The organism is Streptomyces sp. KR80, assembly GCF_052245555.1.
Classification (GTDB): domain Bacteria; phylum Actinomycetota; class Actinomycetes; order Streptomycetales; family Streptomycetaceae; genus Streptomyces.
The window spans coordinates 14,386-35,364 of the sequence record NZ_JBQQCD010000020.1; the positions used below are offsets into that span (position 1 = coordinate 14,386).

General features: G+C 71.2%; 14 protein-coding genes. 7 read left to right on the forward strand and 7 right to left on the reverse strand.

Features of this window, described 5'->3' with window-relative positions:
• Nucleotides 1–74 precede the first annotated feature (74 nt).
• The 3 genes from ACTWQI_RS24280 to ACTWQI_RS24290 form a co-directional block, all read right to left on the reverse strand.
• Nucleotides 75–1,664 (reverse strand): DUF5719 family protein, encoded by a 1,590-nt coding sequence (locus tag ACTWQI_RS24280; RefSeq protein WP_443273706.1) that lies wholly within the window; start codon nt 1,662–1,664, stop codon nt 75–77.
• The gene (locus ACTWQI_RS24285) at nt 1,661–5,497 is read right to left on the reverse strand and encodes a glycosyltransferase (RefSeq protein ID WP_443273708.1); all 3,837 of its coding nucleotides are present in this window, start codon (nt 5,495–5,497) and stop codon (nt 1,661–1,663) included. Before ACTWQI_RS24285 ends, ACTWQI_RS24280 begins: the two co-directional genes overlap by 4 nt.
• A 323-nt stretch (nt 5,498–5,820) precedes the next feature.
• Nucleotides 5,821–6,084 carry a WhiB family transcriptional regulator gene (locus ACTWQI_RS24290; RefSeq protein WP_004952403.1) on the reverse strand — a complete coding sequence of 88 codons (264 nt, stop codon included), beginning with the start codon at nt 6,082–6,084 and terminating at the stop codon, nt 5,821–5,823.
• A 625-nt stretch (nt 6,085–6,709) separates the two neighbouring features.
• Between ACTWQI_RS24290 and ACTWQI_RS24295 the strand changes: the two genes are divergently transcribed.
• The 3 genes from ACTWQI_RS24295 to ACTWQI_RS24305 all read left to right on the forward strand — a co-directional run bounded on the left by ACTWQI_RS24295 (nt 6,710) and on the right by ACTWQI_RS24305 (nt 9,641).
• Nucleotides 6,710–7,222 (forward strand): cysteine dioxygenase, encoded by a 513-nt coding sequence (locus tag ACTWQI_RS24295; protein ID WP_443273709.1) that lies wholly within the window; start codon nt 6,710–6,712, stop codon nt 7,220–7,222.
• Between the two features lie 101 nt (nt 7,223–7,323).
• Nucleotides 7,324–8,310, forward strand: coding sequence for a 2-phospho-L-lactate transferase (cofD, locus tag ACTWQI_RS24300; RefSeq protein WP_443273710.1), 987 nt, complete (start codon nt 7,324–7,326; stop codon nt 8,308–8,310).
• Nucleotides 8,307–9,641 carry a coenzyme F420-0:L-glutamate ligase gene (locus ACTWQI_RS24305; protein WP_443273712.1) on the forward strand — a complete coding sequence of 445 codons (1,335 nt, stop codon included), beginning with the start codon at nt 8,307–8,309 and terminating at the stop codon, nt 9,639–9,641. Before cofD ends, ACTWQI_RS24305 begins: the two co-directional genes overlap by 4 nt.
• A 62-nt stretch (nt 9,642–9,703) precedes the next feature.
• On the opposite strand, the gene ACTWQI_RS24310 is transcribed toward ACTWQI_RS24305, so the two are convergent.
• The 3 genes from ACTWQI_RS24310 to ACTWQI_RS24320 form a co-directional block, all read right to left on the reverse strand.
• A complete protein-coding gene (locus ACTWQI_RS24310; RefSeq protein WP_443273822.1) occupies nt 9,704–10,651 on the reverse strand; it encodes a DNA-3-methyladenine glycosylase family protein in 948 nt (315 codons plus the stop codon).
• A 98-nt stretch (nt 10,652–10,749) separates the two neighbouring features.
• Complete coding sequence (locus tag ACTWQI_RS24315) at nt 10,750–11,832, reverse strand: sugar phosphate nucleotidyltransferase (RefSeq protein ID WP_443273714.1); 1,083 nt, start codon at nt 11,830–11,832, stop codon at nt 10,750–10,752.
• A 95-nt stretch (nt 11,833–11,927) separates the two neighbouring features.
• The gene (locus tag ACTWQI_RS24320; RefSeq protein WP_443273715.1) at nt 11,928–13,367 is read right to left on the reverse strand and encodes a peptidoglycan recognition protein family protein; all 1,440 of its coding nucleotides are present in this window, start codon (nt 13,365–13,367) and stop codon (nt 11,928–11,930) included.
• Between the two features lie 139 nt (nt 13,368–13,506).
• Between ACTWQI_RS24320 and ACTWQI_RS24325 the strand changes: the two genes are divergently transcribed.
• The 4 genes from ACTWQI_RS24325 to ACTWQI_RS24340 all read left to right on the forward strand — a co-directional run bounded on the left by ACTWQI_RS24325 (nt 13,507) and on the right by ACTWQI_RS24340 (nt 19,332).
• Nucleotides 13,507–14,262 carry a TIGR03089 family protein gene (locus ACTWQI_RS24325; RefSeq protein ID WP_443273716.1) on the forward strand — a complete coding sequence of 252 codons (756 nt, stop codon included), beginning with the start codon at nt 13,507–13,509 and terminating at the stop codon, nt 14,260–14,262.
• Between the two features lie 150 nt (nt 14,263–14,412).
• The gene (locus tag ACTWQI_RS24330) at nt 14,413–15,717 is read left to right on the forward strand and encodes an LCP family protein (RefSeq protein ID WP_443273718.1); all 1,305 of its coding nucleotides are present in this window, start codon (nt 14,413–14,415) and stop codon (nt 15,715–15,717) included.
• A 228-nt stretch (nt 15,718–15,945) separates the two neighbouring features.
• Nucleotides 15,946–17,646, forward strand: a complete 1,701-nt coding sequence (locus ACTWQI_RS24335; RefSeq protein ID WP_443273720.1) for an LCP family protein — start codon at nt 15,946–15,948, stop codon at nt 17,644–17,646.
• Between the two features lie 51 nt (nt 17,647–17,697).
• Nucleotides 17,698–19,332, forward strand: coding sequence for an LCP family protein (locus ACTWQI_RS24340; protein ID WP_443273721.1), 1,635 nt, complete (start codon nt 17,698–17,700; stop codon nt 19,330–19,332).
• Nucleotides 19,333–19,847: 515 nt separating this feature from the next.
• Here the strand turns inward: ACTWQI_RS24340 and ACTWQI_RS24345 are convergent.
• A complete protein-coding gene (locus ACTWQI_RS24345; protein WP_443273824.1) occupies nt 19,848–20,843 on the reverse strand; it encodes a glycosyltransferase family 2 protein in 996 nt (331 codons plus the stop codon).
• Between the last annotated feature and the right edge of the window lie 136 nt (nt 20,844–20,979).

Sequence of the window (20,979 nt, forward strand, 5' to 3'; positions counted from 1 at the left end):
GTCGGAGCGCTCGGGAGGGCCGGTCCGCCGGACCGCGCGGGACACCCGAGCGTCAGCCGGGGACCGTCGACCGCTCATTCGGTCAGCAGCGACAGATCCTGCGTGGCCTCCGGAACAGCGACCGTCCCCCGGTCGTCCGGCAAGTTCTGGACGGTGAACATCGGCACGCCGCCCCGCGGGAGTTCGAGCATCCGCGACCCGTGCACGGACCCGCCGGACTGCCGTACGACCGTGACCGCGTAGCTGCCCTTGACTCCTGAAGGCACCGGAGGCGTCACAGCCAGGGTCGTACCGCCCTTGACCGTGTACGTCTTACCGGCGGCGGTCCCACCCCCGCTCCCCGCCGAGGAGACGACCTTGACCTTCGCCGTCTCGCCCGGCGCCACCAGCGAGAGGACAGAGCCCTTGGCCCGGTTGTCGGCGGCGGTGGCCTGCGCCTCGATCGCGCCTGTGGCCGGGATGAAGGCCGTCTCCTGCTTGCCCCCCTTGCCGCGGGTGACCCGCAGCGCCGCGACGAAGGGCGCCGGCTCACTGCCCTCCGCGGGCGCCAGCAGAAGCGAGCCCGGCTCGCCTTTGGTGACGTCACCGAGATCGACGACCGTCGTCAGGCCGCTCTTCACATTCAGCGTCTCGTGACCTGCCGGGGTGATCTGGGCAGACGGTCCCGCGAGCCGCACCTTCAGATCGGCGTCGTCGTCGCCGGTGGCCATCGCGACGAGCCGTACGGACGTGGCGTCCTTGGGGATACCGGGGAGCACGGCGGCACCGCTCGGGTCGGCGGCGGCCGGCATCCAGTCACCGCCGACCCGGCTGTCCGCGGCCTGTACGGAGGCGCCCACGCGGCCCGCCCGGGCCACGACGTGCAGGGTGGCGTCGTCGGCCGGCTCGGTGGTGAGGGTGGACAGCAGCACCGGGACGCTGGAGCGGGCCGGAACCGTGATGCCCTCGCCCGCCGTGGTCTTCAACAGCCCGCCCTTGCCGTACATCTCGAGATCGACTACGGCCGCGGCGTTGTCGGGATTGCTGACGTGAATGTAGTCGTGGCGCTGCTCGCCGGTGCTGACGCCGGGGAACCAGAACTCCGTGTCCGGCGCCGTGCAGGCCACGCCGTGCACGCCGCGCCCCCTGCCCACTCCGATCACCGTGGTCTGCTGAGCGCTCCAGCCGGATGCGAGGGAGCCTTCGGCGGTGCCGATCAGAGCCGGGGCCTCGGCATTGGACGTGGTAGCCGTGGCGGGCGTACCGGGCGTCTTCAGGGCCACGACCGGCTTGCCGGCACGCTCTCCCGCGCCCGCCCGGGCATCCTTCCCGTCTCGCTTGCCCCTCCTGCTGTCCTTGTCGTCCTTCGCCCCCTTGCCGTCACGCTCCCCGGCGCCGGGATCTTCCGCCCCGTCGACGCCGCGGGACGCGGGAAGAAGGTCGGCACTGCTCTTCTGGCCCGCCGCGCTCGTAACCTCACTCTTCGGAGTGAAAGAGGTATACGCGGTCTCCGCGAGGTCGGACGAGCTGGGGGCCGGGCACAGCAGCGTGGACCGCTCGACGGGCAGGCGCTCGGCGGTCGCCGCCGAGCCCGACGAGGCGTCCGGACCGGTGAGGGCGGCGAGGGACGTGATCGCGGCCAGCGCCGCGGCGGCGCCGATCAGGGACTGGGTCGTGCGGTTCACTGCTGCTCGCTCCCGTCGCGGCGGGGGCCGGGCCGGGCGCCCTCCCCGTACGTGGTGTCGCCCTCTGCCGGGTAGCTGCCGTCGGGGTAGGGCTGCTGCCCGGTGTAGCCGTACGGGTCGGCGTACTGGCCGCCGTACTGGTCGGCCTGGTAGGCGTCGGCCGGGTACTGCTCGCCCTGGTACTGGCCCGGGTAGGGGGACTGGTACGAGCCCGCGTACTGGTCCTGGTCCGGGTACTGGCCCTGGTACTGGTCCTCGTATTGGTCCTGGTATTGGTCCCGATAGCTGCCCTGGTACTGCCCGTTGTCGGGGCCCGGGTGTGCCTGGGTCTCCCACTCCCCGTACGGCTGCTGGTGCGGCACAGCCGCGAACACGTCCTGTTCCTGCTCCGGGACCTGGCCTGGCGGAGGCTGCGCGCCGGGCGCCGCCCCTTCGCCCGGCTCGTCCTGCCGCTCCCCGCCCGGACGACCGCCGCGCCCGCCCTGCTGGGCGGCCTGGTCCGCCTCCGCGGCGGCCCGGAGCCTGCGGGCCCGCCGACCCTCGCCCACGGCCGCCTCGGCGCCCACGGCCTCCGGCTCCGGAAGGTCGTCGTCGATGTCCCTGCGCCGGCCGGGCAGCGCCATGACCAGCACCACGAGGGCGAGGAACCCCTGGATCCAGAGCCAGGCGGTATGCGTGACCGGGGTCTCGTACGTGACGTCCAACTGGCCGCCGTTCGGGGGCAGTTCGAAGCCCTGGGCCCAGCCGTCGACCGTCGTCGGGGTGAGCGGTGCGCCGTCGAGGGTGGCCTGCCAGCCGGGCGCCGCCCGGTCCGCGATCCGCAGGACCCGTCCCTCCGGACCGTCCGAGAGGTCGGTGTGCACCTCGACCGGCTTGGCGGCCACCGGCACCGGTGCTACCGCCGCGCCCGCCGCCCCGGCCCGAGCACCCTCCTCCGTCTCGGGCGGCACGATCGTGGCGCGGGCCACTCGCTGGTCCACCCGCCACAACGCGCTGCCGTCCTCCTGGCTGAGGCGGGTCAGGCCGGGTGTGGCATCGAGCACCCGGCTCATGTCGCGGGGCGCGCCGTCCCGGACGAGCACATAGCGCACGCCGTAGCCGCCGAGCTGGCTGGTCTGGTCCGCGCCGGAACCGGCGACGAGGTTGGCGACGACGCCTTCCAGATGGCTGTCACCGCCGCCCGCGGCGGCCAGCTCCGCATCGCCCATGCGGGCACCCGAGCCCCGGACGAGCGAGTACGACACCTCGGCCGCCTGGTCACTGCCGAGGACGAGCGTGCGAGCCTGGTCGCGCGTGGCGCCCTCCTCGGCAACGAACGCCGGGACCTGCACCGGATCGCGCCGTTCGACCGGCCCGTCGGCGCCGCTGACCATCCAGCCGAGGGCGGCGAGCAGCGGGGCCGCGGCGGCCGCGAGGGCGACGAGGCCCGCGAGGGGCTGGCGCCAGCCGAAGTTCTGCGCCGCGACGCGTTCACGCGCGTCCTCGGCCCCGACCGCGGCGGCGGAGATCAGCGCGAGGCCGTAGACGAGGGTGGCGGGCCCGGCCCAGGCCGAGCCGTTGGCCAGGGCCGCGAAGAACAGCCCGGTGAGGGCCACCACCCACGCCGTGCGAACGGCCTGCTGCCGCTCCCCGCGCAGGAGGGCGGCGAGACCGGCCAGCACGATGCCGATCATCAGCAGCCCACCCGTGGCCTTGGGGCCACCCGGGCTGAGCGTCAGCAGGTCGAACCCGGACGCGGCGCCGGCACCGTACGGCAGTCCGGCCTCGCGGAGGAACGCGGACGGACCGGTGAGCAGTGACAGCGACCAGGGGGCCAGCAGGACCATCGGCGTCACGAGCGCGACGAGGAAGCGCACCCCATAGGCTGCGGTCTGGTACTGCTGCCGGGCCCGCACCACGATGACGGCGAGGCCCAGGACCAGGGCGATCGGCCAGACGATGGGGGTGAAGGCGGTCGCGAGGCTCAGCAGGAGTGCGTACGCCCATACGGCGCGCCAGCTCGGCCGCGCGCCCCCTTCCGCGCCTGCTGGCCCGGCCGGCCGTTTGAGCCGCAGTCCGCTCACCGCCACTCCCGTGCGGGCCAGCAGCGGCAGCAGCACGGCGAGGACGGCGGTGCCCAGCCGGCCGCCCGCCAGCGCACCGGTCGCGGCCGGCAGGAAGGCGTACGCCACGCCGCCCCAAGCCCGGAGCAGCCGGGAGTCGACGAGCGGCCGGGAGACGAAGTACGCGGTGAGTCCCGCGAGCGGTACCGAGCAGACCAGCATCACGGTGATGGCGAGGCCGGTGCTGCCGAACAACACCGTCGCCAGCGACGCGACGACCGCGAGATAGGGCGGTGCCGATTCCGTGCCGCCCACCCCGACGGGGTGCCAGCCGGAGGTGTACCGCTCCCACAGGTCGAAGGCGTCGCCCGGGGCGGGCAGCAGCGCTCCACCGGACAGGGCGCCCGGCCCCAGCAGGCCGCGGCAGGCGATGAGCGAGACGAGCAGCAGAACGAGGAAGAGCACCGGCCCCGGCTTGCGCCCGATCCGCTTCAGCCGGGCGAACTGCTCGATCTCCAGGAAGTCCGCATCGTCACCGCCAGGCCCCGACTCAACCACTCCGTGCCGCCCGGCGGACGCCAGTTCGGGCTCGGACCGCCCGCCGAAGTTCCCCATGACCTGCTCGAACGTGGCCCGTACCGTGGCACCGGGCGGCGGGAACAGCGGCCGCAGCTCGCTCGCCTCCACCACCGGTCGGCCGCGCCGTCTACGGGCCCCCAGGATCCGCCCGGGTCTGAGCAACACACCGAACAGTCCGGCCACCTCGTCCAGTGCCTGGCCCGGCACCTTGCCCACCAGATAGGCCAGGGTGCGCAGCAGGGTGCCGAGGAGGAGTCGGAGCAGGACGTACGGCAGGACGGCAAGGCGACTGTTGACGAGCATCGTGTAGACGGCGCCCGCCTTGTCGACCCGGTGGGGATCAGCAGCGAATCGCCCTGCACAGTCGATGGGGCGGCGCTCCCGGGACGCCGCCTCCGCGTGCCGGAGCACGGCGTCGGGGGCGATCAGGACCCGGTGCCCGGCTGCCTGGGCGCGCCAGCACAGGTCGACGTCGTCGCGCATGAGCGGCAGCCGCCGGTCGAAGCCGCCGAGCTCCTCCCAGACGTCGCGCCGAATCAGCATCCCGGCCGTGGAGACGGAGAGGACCGGCCTGACCTGGTCGTGCTGGCCCTGGTCCTGCTCGCGCCGCTCCAGCCCGGTCCAGCGGCGGCCGCTGTTGGCGATGGAGACGCCGACCTCGAGCAACTGCCGGCGGTCGTACCAGCTGCGCAGTTTGGGGCCGACGACGGCCACGGACGGGCTGGCGTCGACCACGCGCAGCAGTTCGGCGAGTGCGTCTGGCTCGGGCGCACAGTCGTCGTGCAGCAGCCACAGCCACTGGACGGGCTCGCCGTGCGGCAGCTCCGGCAGGTCGTACGTCTCGTCGCGCCAGCTGCGCGTGACGGGGTCCCAGCCGCTGGGGCGCTTGAGGTACGGCAGGTCGTCGGGGGTGAGCACCGGTGCGGTACGGACGGCCTCCTCGACCGCGGTGCCGAAGCCGCTGCGGCGGGCGAGGTGCAGGACGCGCTCGGCGCCCAGCGCGTCCGTGAGGAGGGCCGCGGATTCGTCGGCGCTGCCGGTGTCGGCGGCGATGACGTTCTGGACGGGGCGCTCCTGGCCCAGCAGGCCGGTCAGTGCCCGAGGCAGCCAGCGGGCGCCGTCGTGGGAGACGAGCACGGCAGTGACGACGTGCCGCGCGAACTCGGGCGTGGCGGCGTCGTACGGGGCTGCCGAGTGACTGTGCACGGACATCGAGGACGGGCCCTCCGACGGGGTACGGGGGCCTGCGGTGGAACCGCCGTGGATTGGAGCCCCCGGAAGACTGCTGTGCTGACTGCGTGTGGTCTGCGGTTGACATGCGCGCCCCGCGGGGGCGTTGGCATCTCATGGACCGGCCCCCCACACTAACGGCTCGGCCATGATCGCCGACCGGCGTGTGCACAGCGGTCCGCCTCCTGCCCGGACGGGTCAAGAGGCGGACCGAAATTATGTCGGGTGATGACCGAAACGACCGCTTGTGGGCGACTTTCGGACAGGCGGGATTCGAACGACGGCCCGCTTCAGGCGCGGAGGCCTCAGACGGCGGCCTTCTTCAAGCGTCGGCGCTCACGCTCGGACAGGCCGCCCCAGATGCCGAACCGCTCGTCGTTGGCGAGGGCGTACTCCAGGCACTCGGAGCGGACTTCGCACGCCAGGCAGACCTTCTTGGCCTCCCGGGTGGATCCCCCCTTCTCCGGGAAGAACGACTCGGGGTCGGTCTGGGCGCACAGCGCGCGCTCCTGCCACCCGAGCTCCTCGTCCGCCTCCTCGACCAGCAGTTGCTGGAACAGCTCGGTCATGTGCGCCCCTCGTCAGTCTTTGCGTCCCCGTGATGCTGCCGTTACCGATGACGGCTGAACGACACGAGTGAAATTACAAGTGCGCCGATCCAGGCCAGTCAAGCCGAGATCTGCTATTGGGCTCCTTATTCACTCTGCGGAACCAAGGCCGAGCGGAAAGTGTTCAAATCGTCATTAACCATGACAGACCGCATGGAGCCACCGGCGATCCGCTTCATACGGAGAACGACGCCACCGCCCCGCCTTCAGTTGCAATTTGATCACGGAAGCGGAGTGGATCACAATCCGGTCACGACAAGGCAACGGTGATCGCCAATGAACCGCCGCGCGCCCAACGGACCAGCCGCTCCGCCCCCCTTGCCGCGAGCCACCGCGCACAAACCTTTCAGCACCCACGGCAACCGGATGAGGTGAAACATCTCCACCAAAGTGGGCGCCAGGTTGACACGACGCAGGGGAACCGCTGTTCTTAGGGGCATGCCAGTGACGCACGCGCCTTCTTTCCGGACCCGCCCCCGCGGGTTCCGCTGCGCTGTGCAGGCTCACTGTCGCTGTTCCAGCTGTTGATGCCCTCGAGCTCCAGCCATCTGTGCCCAAGACCTTCTGCCGAGGAAACCTCCCGCACATGAACAGCGACGTCCAGATCGCCGGCGATCCGCTCGCCATCCCGCACCTGCTGCCGCCCGTCTCCCCACACCCCCGTACCGTCGCCGAGTTCGCCGGCCTGGCCCGCACCATCGCTGCCGACCGCGCGAGCTGGGAGCACCTCGTCGAGTACGACGCCACCAGCCGGTGGTACCACCGGCTGCGCACCGGCCCCGGCTACGAGGTCTGGCTGCTCAGTTGGGTTCCAGGCCAGGGCAGCGGGCTGCACGATCACGGCCGCTCCTCCGGCGTACTGACCGTTCTCGACGGCGAGTTGACGGAGCACACGGCGGGCGCAGGGGACGCGCCGGGCGCACGCCGCGCGCTCGGCGCGGGCATGCAACGCGTCTTCGCACCGGGTTACGTCCACGAGGTCGTCAACGACAGTCTCCTCCCGGCCGTCAGCCTGCACGTCTACTTCCCGGGGCTGACCGAGATGACCATGCACACCGCCCAGTGCAGGACGGACGTCCTGCAGAGCGCCCGCGCCTGACGAGCCCGCCCTCAAAGGAACTGGGGGCGTACCCCCAGCTATCGCTGGGGATACCCCCACCCAGCGGCAGCTGAGGGACTTCGGCTGACACACTTGCCCCTATGCGCATTGTGGTTCTGGCCGGCGGCATCGGCGGCGCCCGTTTCCTCCGCGGTCTGAAGTCGGCCGCTCCCGACGCGGACATCACCGTCATCGGCAACACCGGCGACGACATCCATCTCTTCGGGCTGAAGGTCTGTCCCGATCTCGACACTGTGATGTACACGCTCGGCGGCGGCATCAACGAGGAACAGGGCTGGGGCCGGGCCGGCGAGTCCTTCACCGTCAAGGAGGAGTTGGCGGCGTACGGCGTGGGCCCCGAGTGGTTCGGGCTCGGCGACCGGGACTTCGCCACGCACATCGTGCGCAGCCAGATGATGAGCGCCGGCTACCCGCTCAGCACGGTCACCGAAGCGCTCTGCGACCGGTGGAAGCCGGGGGTGCGGCTGCTGCCGATGACCGACGACCGGGTCGAGACGCATGTCCTCATCGACACGGCGGACATCGGCGATCCCGCCGCGGGCGAAGGCGGTGGCCGCAAGGCCGTGCACTTCCAGGAGTACTGGGTACGGCTCCGGGCATCCGTGCCGGCACATGCCGTCGTCCCGGTCGGTGCGGACCAGTCCAAGCCCGCGCCCGGCGTGCTCGAAGCGATCGCCGAGGCCGATGTCGTGCTCTTCCCCCCGTCCAACCCGGTGGTGAGCATCGGCACGATCCTCGCCGTCCCCGGAGTGCGCGAGGCGATCGCCGATGCCGGAGTACCGGTCGTCGGCCTCTCCCCCATCGTGGGTGACGCGCCCGTGCGGGGCATGGCCGACAAGGTGCTGGCCGCGGTGGGCGTGGAGGCCACGGCCACGGCCGTCGCAGAGCACTACGGGTCGGGGCTGCTCGACGGCTGGCTCGTCGACACCGTGGACGCCGCCGCCGTGCCCCGGATCGACACCGCGGGCATCCGCTCCAAGGCGGTGCCGCTGATGATGACGGACGTCGAGGCGGCGGCGCGGATGGCGGCCGAGGCACTCACCCTGGCCGAGGAGGTACGGGCATGACGGCCCGGTCCTCGTACGACGTACCGGCGTACCAGGTGTGGGCGCTGCCCGGGATGCCGGAGGTGGTGGCGGGGGACGACCTCGCCAAGCTGATCGCCGACGCGGCGACCAGCTGCGGGCTGCCCGGTCTGGCCCACGGTGACGTCCTGCTGGTGACCTCGAAGATCGTCTCCAAGGCGGAAGGGCGGCTCGTCGGGGCTCACGACCGCGAGGCGGCGATCGACGCCGAGTCGGTACGGGTCGTGGCGCGGCGCGGGCCGACGCGGATCGTCGAGACCCGGCACGGTTTCGTCATGGCGGCCGCCGGGGTGGACGCGTCCAACACTCCGGCGGGAACGGTGTTGTTGCTGCCCGAGGACCCGGACGCCTCGGCGCGGCGGATCCGCGTGGGGCTACGGGACCTGCTGGGCGTCGACATCGGGGTGGTGGTGACCGACACCTTCGGCAGGCCCTGGCGCAACGGGCTGACCGATGTGGCCATCGGCGCGGCCGGCGTCCGCGTTCTCGACGATCTGCGCGGCGGCACGGATGCCCAGGGCAACCCACTGAGCATGACCGTCGTCGCGACCGCCGATGAACTGGCCGCGGTCGGCGACCTGGCGAAGGGCAAGGCGGACGGGCTGCCGGTCGCCGTCGTCCGCGGACTGCCACACGTCGTCGAGGAGGCGCACGGCGAGGGCGCGCGGGCGATCGTACGCGCCCCTGCCGACGATATGTTCCGGCTGGGGACCTCGGAGGCCATTCGAGAGGCGGTCACCCTGCGGCGCACGGTCCGGGAGTTCACGGACGAGCCCGTGGACGCTCAGGCCGTACGGCGGGCGGTCGCGGCCGCGGTGACCGCTCCGGCGCCGCATCACACGACGCCGTGGCGGTTCGTGCTGCTCGAGTCGGCGGACTCACGGCAGCGGCTGCTGGATGCGATGCGCGACGCGTGGGTCGCGGACCTCCGGGGCGACGGCCTGTCGGAGGAGAGCATCGCCAAGCGGGTACGGCGGGGCGAGGTGCTGCGACGCGCACCGTACTTGGTGGTGCCGTGTCTGGTCGCGGACGGGGCGCACACGTATCCCGACGTGCGCCGGGCGGCGGCGGAGCGGGAGATGTTCGTGGTCGCGGCCGGCGCGGGCGTTCAGAATCTGCTCGTGGCGCTGGCGGGCGAGCGGCTGGGGTCGGCGTGGGTGTCGTCGACGATGTTCTGCCGCGACGTCGTGCGGGACGTGCTGGGGCTGCCCGGGAACTGGGATCCGATGGGAGCGGTGGCGGTCGGGCACGCGGCGGTTTCGCCGCTGCCGAGGGCTGCACGGAGCGCTGATGCCTTCATCGAGGTGCGGTAGCGCGACGCGCGTCAGGCCGGGCCGCTCGCTCCTCACGATCGACGACCGACGGTGATCCGACGTCAGATCACCCGGATGTCGTTCGGCGAGAAGCGCGGCGCCCTACGGGGTGGGGTGCGGCCGGATAGCAGGATCAGGCGGCAGGCACGGTGGCGTTGGCCCTCGTACGGCGCCAGAAGCTCCAGCATGCGGTCGTCGTCGGCGCCGCGCTCGCCCGTCAGCGCGTAGCCGACGATCTTGGGCACATGCAGATCCCCCACCGTGATCGCGTCGGGCGCTCCGTTGCTGCGCTGCAGTGTCTCCGCCGCCGTCCACGGGCCGATGCCGGGGATGAGCTGGAGCCGGGTCAGGGCAGCGGGCAGGTCCATCGAGGCCGCTTCTTCGAGGCGGGGCGCCACTCTGGCCGCGCGGACGATGGTCGCCGCCCGCTTGCCGTCGACGCCCGCGCGGTGCCACTCCCAGGACGGGATCATGGCCCAGCCCCGCGCGTCAGGCGTCACGCGGAGGCGGTCGAGCGGGCCGGGCGCCGGTTCGCCATGGCGCTGGAGCAGCAGCCGCCAGGCGCGGTACGCCTCGTCGCTGGTGACCTTCTGTTCGAGAATCGCCGGGACCAGGGATTCCAGCACCAGTCCCGTACGTGTGAGGCGCAGGCCCGGACAGCGGCGATGCATCTCGTGCACGAGGCGGTGGCGCGGGATGAAGGCCGAGGGATCGTCGTACGCGCCGAGGACGGCGGGCAGGCGGTCGAGCAGCCAGTCGGCTCCCGGGCCCCAGGCCTCGGCCTCGATCTCGCCCGCACGGAGGACGATCCGCAGGGTGCCGGGGCCGACAGGCGTATGGCTGGCGCGCCACACCGAGCCGTCCGCAGTGACACGGAAGGCCGGATCGCCGGGGCCGCGCCGCAGCGGCCCGACGGTGAGCCCCAGGTCGAACAGCTCCGGCGGCGTCCAGCGGCGGCTCACGGCAGGCGCCTGCCGGGGCGCGGGAACGCGCACATACCCGCCCCGCACAGTGGCGCGGGTCAGGCGGTCGGCGTCGGGATTCACAGGGACCTTCCTCGGGGTCGCCCTACGAGCGTAGGCCCGCAGCCGTCGATGCGTTGCCAGCCCTACTCGTCCGACGAGAAACGCACCGCCGCGTCCGGGATCCGAGCCCCGCACCACACGCGGATCCCGTCCCGCAGCTCGTTGTCCGCCCCGACGACCGCGCCGTCGCCGATGACCGCGCCCGCCAGGACCGTACGCGCCCCGATGCGCGCGCCGGCGCCGATCAGGGAGTCCTGGATGTGCGCGCCGGGTTCCACCACAGCGCCCTCCAGGACAGTGGATCCGGCGATACGGGCGCCCGCCCCGATGCGTGCTCCCGCGCCGACGACCGTGCCACCCGTCAGCTTTGCGTCGCCAGCGACCTCGGCGCCGTCCAGGATCAGCCGGTCGCCGCAGCGGCCGGGCACCGCCGGGGAAGGAGCGCGGCCGAGCACCAGATCCGCCGAGCCGCGGACAAAGGCCTGCGGCGTGCCCAGGTCCAGCCAGTAGGTGGAGTCGACCATGCCCTGGAGGTGGGCACCGGCGTCGAGGAGGCCGGGGAAGGTCTCCCGCTCGACGGAAACCGGGCGGCCGGACGGGATGGCGTCGATCACGGCGCGGTTGAAGACGTAGGCACCTGCGTTGATCTGGTCGGTGACGATCTCCTCGGGCGTCTGGGGCTTCTCGAGAAAGGCGGTGACGCGGCCGCTCGCGTCGGTGGGGACGAGGCCGAACGCGCGCGGGTCCTCGACCCGGGTGAGGTGGAGCGAGACGTCCGCGCCGGAGGTCCGGTGCGTGTCCACCAGGGAGCGGATGTCGAGGCCGGTGAGGATGTCGCCGTTGAAGATGAGCACCGGTTCCTCGGGACCGGAATGCAGGTGTGCGGCGACATTGCGGATCGCTCCGCCGGTGCCGAGCGGCTCGCGCTCGGTCACGTACTCCAGATGGAGGCCCAGGGAGGAGCCGTCGCCGAAGTACGGCTCGAACACCTCGGCGAGATACGAGGTGGCCAGCACGATGTGCTCGACGCCGGCGGCCCGGGCGCGCGCCAACTGGTGGGTGAGGAACGGCACGCCGGCCGCGGGAACCATGGGCTTGGGCGTGTGCACCGTCAGCGGGCGCAGCCGCGTGCCCTTGCCGCCGACCAGGAGGATCGCTTCTGTCACCTTGTCGTCTCTGCTTCCTGCCGGGGCCGGTCGGGTCGGCGGCCAGTGTATGCAGACGCCTGGCCGCCGACGTGGACTGGCGCGGCAGCGATCGGTCAGCGGCCCTGGAGCTTCGCCGAACTCATGCGGGTCGAGAAGAGCTTGCTGTAGAGGTGGCGTCCCGGGCAGTCGGTGACGAAACCGTCGCGATGCCCGGAAATGACATTGAATCTGACGTGGCTGCCTGTTCTGTACTTGTTACTCCCGGCCGAGACCAGGGAGGTCTTGCCGCGCGGGTTGACACCGAACAGACCCAGCTTCCAGGCGGTGAGCTTGGCGATGGAGTTCACCGCCGCAGCGGGTGGCCTGGACTTGCTGAAGCTTCCGAGAACGGCGATGCCCATACTGTTGCTGTTGAAACCGAGCGTATGTGCGCCCTGAACCGGCTTGGCCACACCGCCCGCGCGCCCTTCGTAGATGGTCCCGCACTTGTCGATGGCGAAGTTGTAGCCGAAGTCGCGCCAGCGGCTGCTCTTGACGTGGTAACGGTAGATGGCGCGGAGGATGGCCGGAACTTCCTTGCAGGTGTAGTTGTTCCCGGTCGCGCTGTGGTGGATGAACGCGGCCTTCACCGTTCTGGTGTAGAGGAAGTTGCGGTCGCGCAGCGTTTCGGCGGCGCCCCACCCGGCACGAGTGACGATGCGGGGCCGCGGGCCGATGAACGGGCGACCCGCCAGGGGGCCGTTCGTACCCTTGCCGTAGTCCGCCTCGGACTCGGTCTCCGCCTTGCCGAGGGGCTTGATCTCCTTGGCGCCCATGGGGGCCAGCTGAGCGTTCACGGCGGAACTCGCGGCCTCCTCCGGAGTCATGACGGGACTGCGGCCGGTGCGCCCCGAGGACTCACCCTCATCGCCGGGATCGCCTTCGGGCTGGTCGTAGGGCCTGCCTTCGGGCGTTCCTTCGAGTTTGCCCTCGACCTTGCCGTCGGATTTGCCTCGGGGTTTGCCTTCGGGGCCGTCGCCCGGGTGGACGAGTTCGAGGCGGAGGCCGGCCGGCAGCGCGAAGGCGCCTCTACGCTGCCCGGCGACCTGGGGCACCGCGCGTACCTCGACACCGTTCGAGGCGCCGACCCACAGCGGGGCGGTGCTGCCTCGCGCCTTCCGCTCCCGGCGCTCCGGTGAGCTGGGATCGGGGGCGTGGTCGATGTGGGCCTGGAGGCCCCGCCACGGTGACCACTTGCCGGTGGCGGCGGCCCGGGTGCGCACTTGCACCGAGCCGTGGAATTCGGTGTCCGGGTTTTTCCACACGACACCGAGGAGCGAGAAGGGCCGGACGCCCCGCGCGGAGATCCCCTGCGCACCCTGCGCGTCGGGGACGGTGGGCACGGTGCGGTCGGAGGCAGGGAGCGGAACGAGGGGCAGCGACTGGGTGCTGCCCGACAGCGCCGCTTCGTGGGCGGACAGGTGTGCGGCGGTCGCTCCTGAGGGGAGGGCGAGCGGGAGCGCGAGTGCGGCCGTGCAGGCCACGCCGATCGAGGAAGCAAGGAGTGCACGCATGTATCAAATCGTGGCCATATTGGGACTAGTATGTCTATTTATGACATGACGGTTAGTCGGCCGAATCGGTGGCGCCGCTCCCCCATGCGGACGTAGGCGGACCGCTTCGGGAACCTGCGCGACGCGTACGCTTGCGCGAGTGAACGCCTCCGATCGCACCCCCGCGGACCTGCTGCGATCCGCACTCTCCGCGGACCCCGCCCGCCCTCTGGTCACCTATTACGACGATGCCACTGGAGAGCGCGTCGAACTCTCGGTGGCCACCTTCGCCAATTGGGTGGCGAAGACCGCCAATCTCGTGCAGGACGACCTCGGCGCGCAGCCCGGTGACCGGCTGGCGCTGCTGCTGCCCGCCCACTGGCAGACCGCCGTCTGGGTGCTCGCCTGCTCCTCCACGGGGGTCGTCGCGGATCTGGGAGGAGATCCCGCCTCCGCCGATCTGGTGGTCAGCGGACCGGACACCCTGGAGGAGGCGCGCGCCTGTCCCGGGGAGCGCGTGGCGCTCAGTCTGCGGCCCCTGGGCGTACGGTTCCCGCAGCCCCCTCAGGGCTTCATCGACTACGCCGTCGAAGTGCCCAGCCAGGGCGACCGCTTCGCGCCGTACGCTCCCGTGGATCCGGACGCGCCCGCGCTGGCCTTCGCCGGCAGCGGTGAACTGACGGCGGCCCAGACCGTGGAGAAGGCGCGTGCCGACGCGGCGACCCGGGGCCTGACACCCGTCTCGCGACTGCTGTCCGGTCTGCCGTACGACTCCTGGGACGGTCTGTCGGCCGGGCTTCTGGCGCCACTGGCCGCCGGTGGATCCGTCGTGCTGTGCCCGCGCCTCGAACAACTCACCCGGGAGGCGCTGGACCAGCGGCGGGAGAGCGAACGGGTCACCGCCACAGCCATCTGACGGCCCTTTTACGGCTCCCAGGCGATGATGCGCCTACGCACCATCAGATGCGCTGACGTACAACCATGCGAGGGGCTCGAACGTCTGCTCCTGTGACCGTCGGGCCCGCTCGCCAAGACGCCGCCTGACTCCATGAGGAATGGACCACACGTGACGGACACTGCTGGCACGCCCGACGCCCAGGGGGACTCCGCCGCCGCGGATCCGCCGGGCGGCCCGTCCGCGGCCGCGGACGCCCCGCGGGAGTCGGATGCACCCCAGGGGCCGGACGTGCCGAGCGAACCGGACACGCCGCGGGATCCGGAGCGCCCCCGACGCCGCGCTGTGCGGTGGGGGGCGCTCGCGGTCTCGCTGGCCGTGCTCGCGGCGGCCGGAGTCGGCTGGATGATGTACCGGAAGCTCGAAGGGAACATCACCACGGACACGGGCACGGCCGAGGAGCTGAAGCGGTACGAGGCCGAGCGCCCCGCGTCGATGGTCCACAATGCCGAGAACATCCTGCTCATCGGCTCCGACACCCGGGCCGACGACAACGGCAAGTACGGCCGGGACACCGGCACCCAGCGTTCGGACACCACGATCCTGCTGCACCTCGCAGCGGACCGGAAGAGCGCCACCGCCGTCAGCATCCCCCGCGACCTGATGACCGACATCCCGGCCTGCCTGAACCGGGAAGGCAAGGAGACCGAGCCGCGGTTCGCGCAGTTCAACACCGCGTTCGAGCTGGCCGGGCCCGCCTGCACGATCCGTACCGCGGAGAATCTGACCGGCATCAGGATCGATCACCACATGATCGTGGACTTCGCCGGCTTCACGAAGATGGTGGACGCCGTGGACGGCGTCGACGTCTGCCTGAAGGACCCGATCGACGACGCCGAGGCACACCTGGAGCTGCCCGCCGGCCGGCAGAAGCTGGACGGCGAACAGGCACTGGGCTACGTCCGCGCCCGCTACAGCATCGGCAACGGCAGCGACACCGAGCGCATGGACCGGCAGCAGCAGTTCCTCGGCTCGCTGGTGAAGAAGGTGCAGAGCGACGGCGTACTGCTGAACCCCACCAAGCTCTACCCGGTGCTGGACGCCATGACCTCCTCCCTCACCACGGACCCGGGCCTCGATTCGCTCCGCGAGCTGTACGAGCTGGTGCGCAGCCTGCGCGGGGTCCCAGCCGATCAGGTCCGGTTCCTGACGATGCCGCGCCGCCCCTACTCACTCAACGCAAACCGGGACGAACTCGTACAACCCGCTGCCGCCCAGCTGTTCAACCTGCTGCGCAACGACCTCGAGGTGACGGTGGAGCCGCACAGCCGCCGGGCCGAGGCCGCCGGCCACAGATCGCCCGACAGCGAGCTCGAGACGATGAACCGGGACGAGAACGCCGCCTCGGACGCCCCCAGCGGCGAGCCGACCCCCACCTACCGCGGGACCACCGCAGCTCTGAACATGTGTGGATGAGTCAGGGCAAAGGTGTCACATCAGGACTACAAAAGTTCTGAAAAGAATGGGATGAATTGCCCAGTTGTAAGGAGTGGAATTTGTCACCGGCGTCGTTTGAGGTTGAACTGGGCGGATAGGGTGAGCGATCCGGTGCGCTCGACCTCGTCGGTTGAGCACCCGAGGACGGCTGAAGGAGCGCCTTGAGGGGGAGGCGCCGCGTGGCACCGACGGAGGACACAAGCAACCGTGGACGCGCAAGGACGTGGGCGAGCGGGCGACATCGACCCCGCCGATCAGTGGGTCTTCGACCCCAACACCGGTGACTACCGGCTGCGGCTGACCCCCTCCGCAGAGCAGTCGCCTCCCCCCACCCAGCAACGTGCGGCCGCCAGAAGAGCCTCTCGCAACGCTTCGCCCGGACGGGACACACAGGGCCACCGCGAGGTGCCGCCTCAGCGCAGCCGCCGGGCCGGCCGGGGCACTCCTCCGCCCACCACGAGCCGCCGCCGCCCGAAGCCGAAGCCCACGGGCAAGAAGAAGGCGCTGCACTGGACCGGCGGGGTCATGGCCTTCCTGCTGATCGCCGGGTGCACGGGGGCGTACTTCATCTACGAGCACTTCAACGGCAACCTGAGCACCGTGGACATCGGCGACGCCGGCAGCGGGGACACCATCCCCGACGGGCCCATGAACATCCTCCTGATCGGCACCGACGTCCGTACGGGCAAGGGCAACAAGGGCTACGGCGACGCGGGCAGCGTCGGTCACGCCGACACCACGATCCTCTTCCACGTCTCCGAGGACCGCACCAACGCCACCGCGCTGAGCATCCCGCGTGACCTGATCACCGATATACCCGACTGCCGGACCAAGCAGGAGGACGGCTCGGAGAAGGTCATCCCGGGAACTCAGAAGACGCGCTTCAACGAGAGCCTCGGACAGAGCGGTCGTGACCCCGGCTGCACGATGCTCACGGTCGAGAAACTCACGGGGCTCGAGCTGCACCACTTCATGATGGCCGACTTCAACGCGGTCAAGACGCTGACGGCCGCGGTGGGTGGCGTCGACGTGTGCCTCGCCAAGGACATCAACGACCCCAAGTCGCACCTCAAGCTGAGCAAGGGCAAGCACACCATTCAGGGAGAAAAGGCCCTGGCGTTCGTACGGACCCGCTCCTCGGTCGGCTTCGGCGGCGACCTGGACCGGATCAAGGTCCAGCAGCAGTTTCTGAGTTCGATGATCCGCAAGATGAAGTCGAGCGAGACCCTCACCGACGCCGGCAAGCTGTGGGACCTGGCCACCGCCGCCACGAAGGCGCTGACGGTCGACAAGCCCATAGGCGGCATCAAGGAACTCAGCGACCTGGGCAAGAACCTGAGCCAGGTCAACACCAAGAACATCACCTTCGCCACCGTCCCGGTGCTCGACAACACCGACGGTGCAACCGTCGTGCTCAACAAGGCCCCCGCCGAGCAGCTCTTCGCGATGATGCGGGCGGACAACTCCCTCACCGAGGTGAAGAAGAAGGAGAAGGCCAAGGAAGAGGCCAAGCTGAAGGGGCCGAAGGCCGATCCGTCCGAGGTGCGCGTGGAGATCCTCAACGGCGGGGGGCCGTTGGGAGCCGCGCAGGCGACCGTCAACTGGCTGCAGAACACCGAGGGTGTTCTGAAATCCAGCAACGGCGGCAACGCCACAGGACCGAAACAAAAGAAGACCACACTGGAGTACGCGCCGAACCAGGCGGACCAGGCGCGGCGGCTCGCCGACATGATGGGCTTGTCGTCCCAGGCGCTGAAGCCCGGCACCGAGGACGCCGCACCGAAGGACCCGATGCGGCTGACGCTCGGCGGCGACTTCAAGGGCGCCGGCGTACCGCTCACGGCTCCCAGCAAGGCGCCGGAGGGGCTCCAGAAAGCCAACGCCGACAAGCAGGTCTGCGCCAAGTGACACGGCCGCCATCGGGCCGTGCGGCAGACCGGATGACCGGGGGGAGGCCCGATGCGGCAGCAGGACAGCGTGCGCGTACCCAGGGCGCGAAGCCGCACCCGTGAGGCCGAGGAGCCGGGCTGGGACGACGGCCGGTACGAGCGGGCCGGCGGCCCCCGGCCGGGCGCGCCGACCGGCCTTCGGCCCGCCCCGCGGCGCAAGCGCCGGATACTCCGCTGGTTCGCCTTTACCGCCTCGCTGCTGATACTCGGCACCGCCGGAGCGGGATACCTCTACTACCAGCACCTCAACGGCAACCTCGGCCTGGACGACCTCTACCTCGGCGACCAGCAGCTCGACAAGAGCCCGCCGAACGCCTCGGGCCAGACCCCGCTCAACATCCTCCTCCTCGGCTCCGACAGCCGTAACTCCAAGGAGAACGTCCGGCTCGGCGGCTCCCGCGCCGACGCGGACCGCAAACCCCTCGCCGATGTGCAGATGCTGCTGCACGTCTCCGCCGACCGCAGCAACATGTCGGTGCTCAGCATTCCGCGGGACACCCGCGTGACCATCCCCAAGTGCACCGACACGGACGACGGGAGGGTCTTCCCGGAGACCACCGCCACCATCAACGCCAGCCTTCAGAACGGCGGCCCGGGCTGTACGGTCGCCACCTGGGAAGAGCTCACCGGTATCCCGATCGACCACTTCATGATGATCGACTTCGCCGGCGTGGTCGACATGGCGGATGCCGTCGGCGGTGTCCCGGTCTGCGTGGACAACAACGTGTACGACGACAGGTCCGGACTCCGCCTGCAGAAGGGCGAGACGACCGTCAAGGGCAAGCAGGCCCTGCAGTGGCTGCGCACCCGTCACGGCTTCGAGGACGGCAGCGACATCGGCCGGGCCAAGGCCCAGCACATGTATATGAACGCCATGGTCAGGCAACTGAAGGCCGGTTCGAAGCTCACCGACCCGGCGAAGCTCAGAAACCTCGCGGAAGCCGCCACCAAAGCGCTCACCGTCGACCAGGACCTGGGTACGGTGAAGAAGCTCTACGACCTCGGCAACGATCTCAAACGGGTGCCGACTGGCCGGATCACCATGGCCACCATGCCGTGGGCCCCGGACCCGCAGAACGCCGCGCACATCGTCCCGAAGCCGGATGACGCCGATCAGGTCTTCTCACTGCTGCGCAACGACGTCGCGCTGGACGGCAAGGACAAGAAGAAGCCCAGCCCCAGGAAGAGCCCGGCGACCAGCGACCCGGCCGCCCCGAAGGCCGAGATCCCGGTCACCGTCCAGAACGGCACGGGAACGGCCGCGCAGGTCGCCGTGCGGGGCCGCGCCGCGGAGATCGCCTTCCGGCTCTCGCAGCTCGGCTTCACCCGGGCCGTGGCGGACGCGACCCCCAAGTCCCGGGCGGACACCACAGTCTCGTATCCGGAGGAGTCGCTGCACGGCGACGCCCTGGCCGTCGCCGAGGCGCTCGGTCTGCCGAAGAGCGCCGTGCGGCACTCCCAGGGCGTGCCGCAGATCACTCTGGTCATCGGCGCCGACTGGCGTACGGGCACGGCCTATCCGAAGGCCGCGGGCTCCGACGGCTCCGGAGGAGAGGACGACAACAAAGCCCCGGAGAGCGCGGACCCACTGGGCGGCGATGACACGTCGGCCTGCATGAAGGTGAACCCGGTGCACGTCTGGTAGGGGCCACCGTGTGGTGCCGCTTCGCTCGCCGCGGGGGCCGCTCCGCGGTGCGGGTTGGGGACTGCGGCGCCGTGCTCCGCCCAACACTCGCGCCCCGCGCACCGCCGCTCCGCTCGCCGCGAGGGATCACTCCGCGATGCGGGTTGGGAACTGCGGCGCCGTGCTCCGCCCAACACTCGCGCCCCGCGCACCGCCGCTCCGCTCGCCGCGGGGGCCGCTCCGCGGTGCGGGTTGGGGACTGCGGCGCCGTGCTCCGCCCAACACTCGCGCCCCGCGCACCGCCGCTCCGCTCGCCGCGAGGGATCACTCCGCGGCGCGGGTTGGAGACCGCGGCACCGTGCTCCGCCCAACACTCGCGCCCCGCGCACCGCCGCTCCGCTCGCCGCGAGGGATCACTCCGCGGCGCGGGTTGGGGGCTGCGGTGCCGTGCTCCGTCCGCCATCCGCGCGCGGGCGGGCCGTTGCGCGGCGGGCCGTGTGGTGCCGGCCCTGTACTCCTCCTGGCGGGACGCGACGTCAGCGGGGGAGGACCGCCGGGCGGCGGCTGGCGATGACCTTCTTCGCCAAGGACCGCGGGCTCGTCAGGAAACCCCAGCCCCACGACAGGTGCATCGTGGCGAGCGCCACGGGTATCCGCAGCCGGGCCTTGGCGGGCAGGCCCTTCCCCGCGGGGACCGAGCCCAGCGCGATGGCCGCGAGGTAGCCGGCCGGGACGACGAAGCCCCACGCGGTAACGGCCGCGCCGACGACCAGACCAGCCACGATCGCCGCCAGCGCGGTCGGCGGGGCGAGGTAGCGGAGGTTGATCGACCCCTGGTGGTAGCGGGCGACGACGTGCCGCCAACGACCGTAGTTCTTGTACTGCTTGGCGAGCGCCCGCACGGTCGGCCGCGGCCGGTAGGAGACCTTGAGCTCCGGTGAGAACCAGATCAGGCCGCCCGCCTCGCGGATCCGGAAGTTCAGTTCCCAGTCCTGGGCGCGGATGAACTCCTCGTTGTAGCCGCCCTGCTGCTCCAGCGCCTCGCGGCGGAAGACGCCGAGATAGACGGTTTCGGCCGGACCGGCCTGGCCGCCGGTGTGGAAGGCCGCGTTGCCCACGCCGATCCTCGAGGTCATGGCGGCGGCGACGGCGTGCTCCCAGTCGTTCTCGCCCTCGGCGTGCATGATGCCGCCGACGTTCTGCGCGCCCGTCTCCTCCAGCAGCCGGACGGCCGTGGCGATGTAGTCCGGGGAGAGCATGCCGTGGCCGTCCACCCGTACCACCACCGGGTGCCGGGACGCCTTGATGGCCGCGTTGAGCGCGGCGGGCGTACGGCCCGTTGGGTTGGGGACGGTGTGGACCCGGGCCCAGGAGTTCGACGCGGTCTCGCGGACGAGCTCGGCGGCGATCTCGTCCGTGCGATCCGTCGACGGGCCGAGGGCGATCACCACCTCGAGCTCCCCTTCGTACTCCTGCTCCAGGATGTGCCGGACCGCATCGCGCAGATGACGTTCCTCATTGAGCACCGGCATGATCACGGAGACGGCCGGAGGTGTCGATTCGGGTGCGGGCACGGGGATGTCCTCGGAGTACGGCTGCGCGGTATCGCGTCTCACGTTACCGCGAACGGAGGACCCGCCCGTACGCGGCCGAGCGGGGGCGGCGTGT

Coding starts and splice junctions, on each gene's coding strand:
- ACTWQI_RS24305 (WP_443273712.1), top strand. CDS start 8,307: ATGACGGCCCGGTCCTCGTACGACGTACCGGCGTACCAGGTGTGGGCG.
- ACTWQI_RS24290 (WP_004952403.1), bottom strand. CDS start 6,084: ATGACCGAGCTGTTCCAGCAACTGCTGGTCGAGGAGGCGGACGAGGAG.
- ACTWQI_RS24340 (WP_443273721.1), top strand. CDS start 17,698: ATGCGGCAGCAGGACAGCGTGCGCGTACCCAGGGCGCGAAGCCGCACC.
- ACTWQI_RS24285 (WP_443273708.1), bottom strand. CDS start 5,497: ATGTCCGTGCACAGTCACTCGGCAGCCCCGTACGACGCCGCCACGCCC.
- cofD (WP_443273710.1), top strand. CDS start 7,324: ATGCGCATTGTGGTTCTGGCCGGCGGCATCGGCGGCGCCCGTTTCCTC.
- ACTWQI_RS24320 (WP_443273715.1), bottom strand. CDS start 13,367: ATGCGTGCACTCCTTGCTTCCTCGATCGGCGTGGCCTGCACGGCCGCA.
- ACTWQI_RS24345 (WP_443273824.1), bottom strand. CDS start 20,843: ATGCCGGTGCTCAATGAGGAACGTCATCTGCGCGATGCGGTCCGGCAC.
- ACTWQI_RS24295 (WP_443273709.1), top strand. CDS start 6,710: ATGAACAGCGACGTCCAGATCGCCGGCGATCCGCTCGCCATCCCGCAC.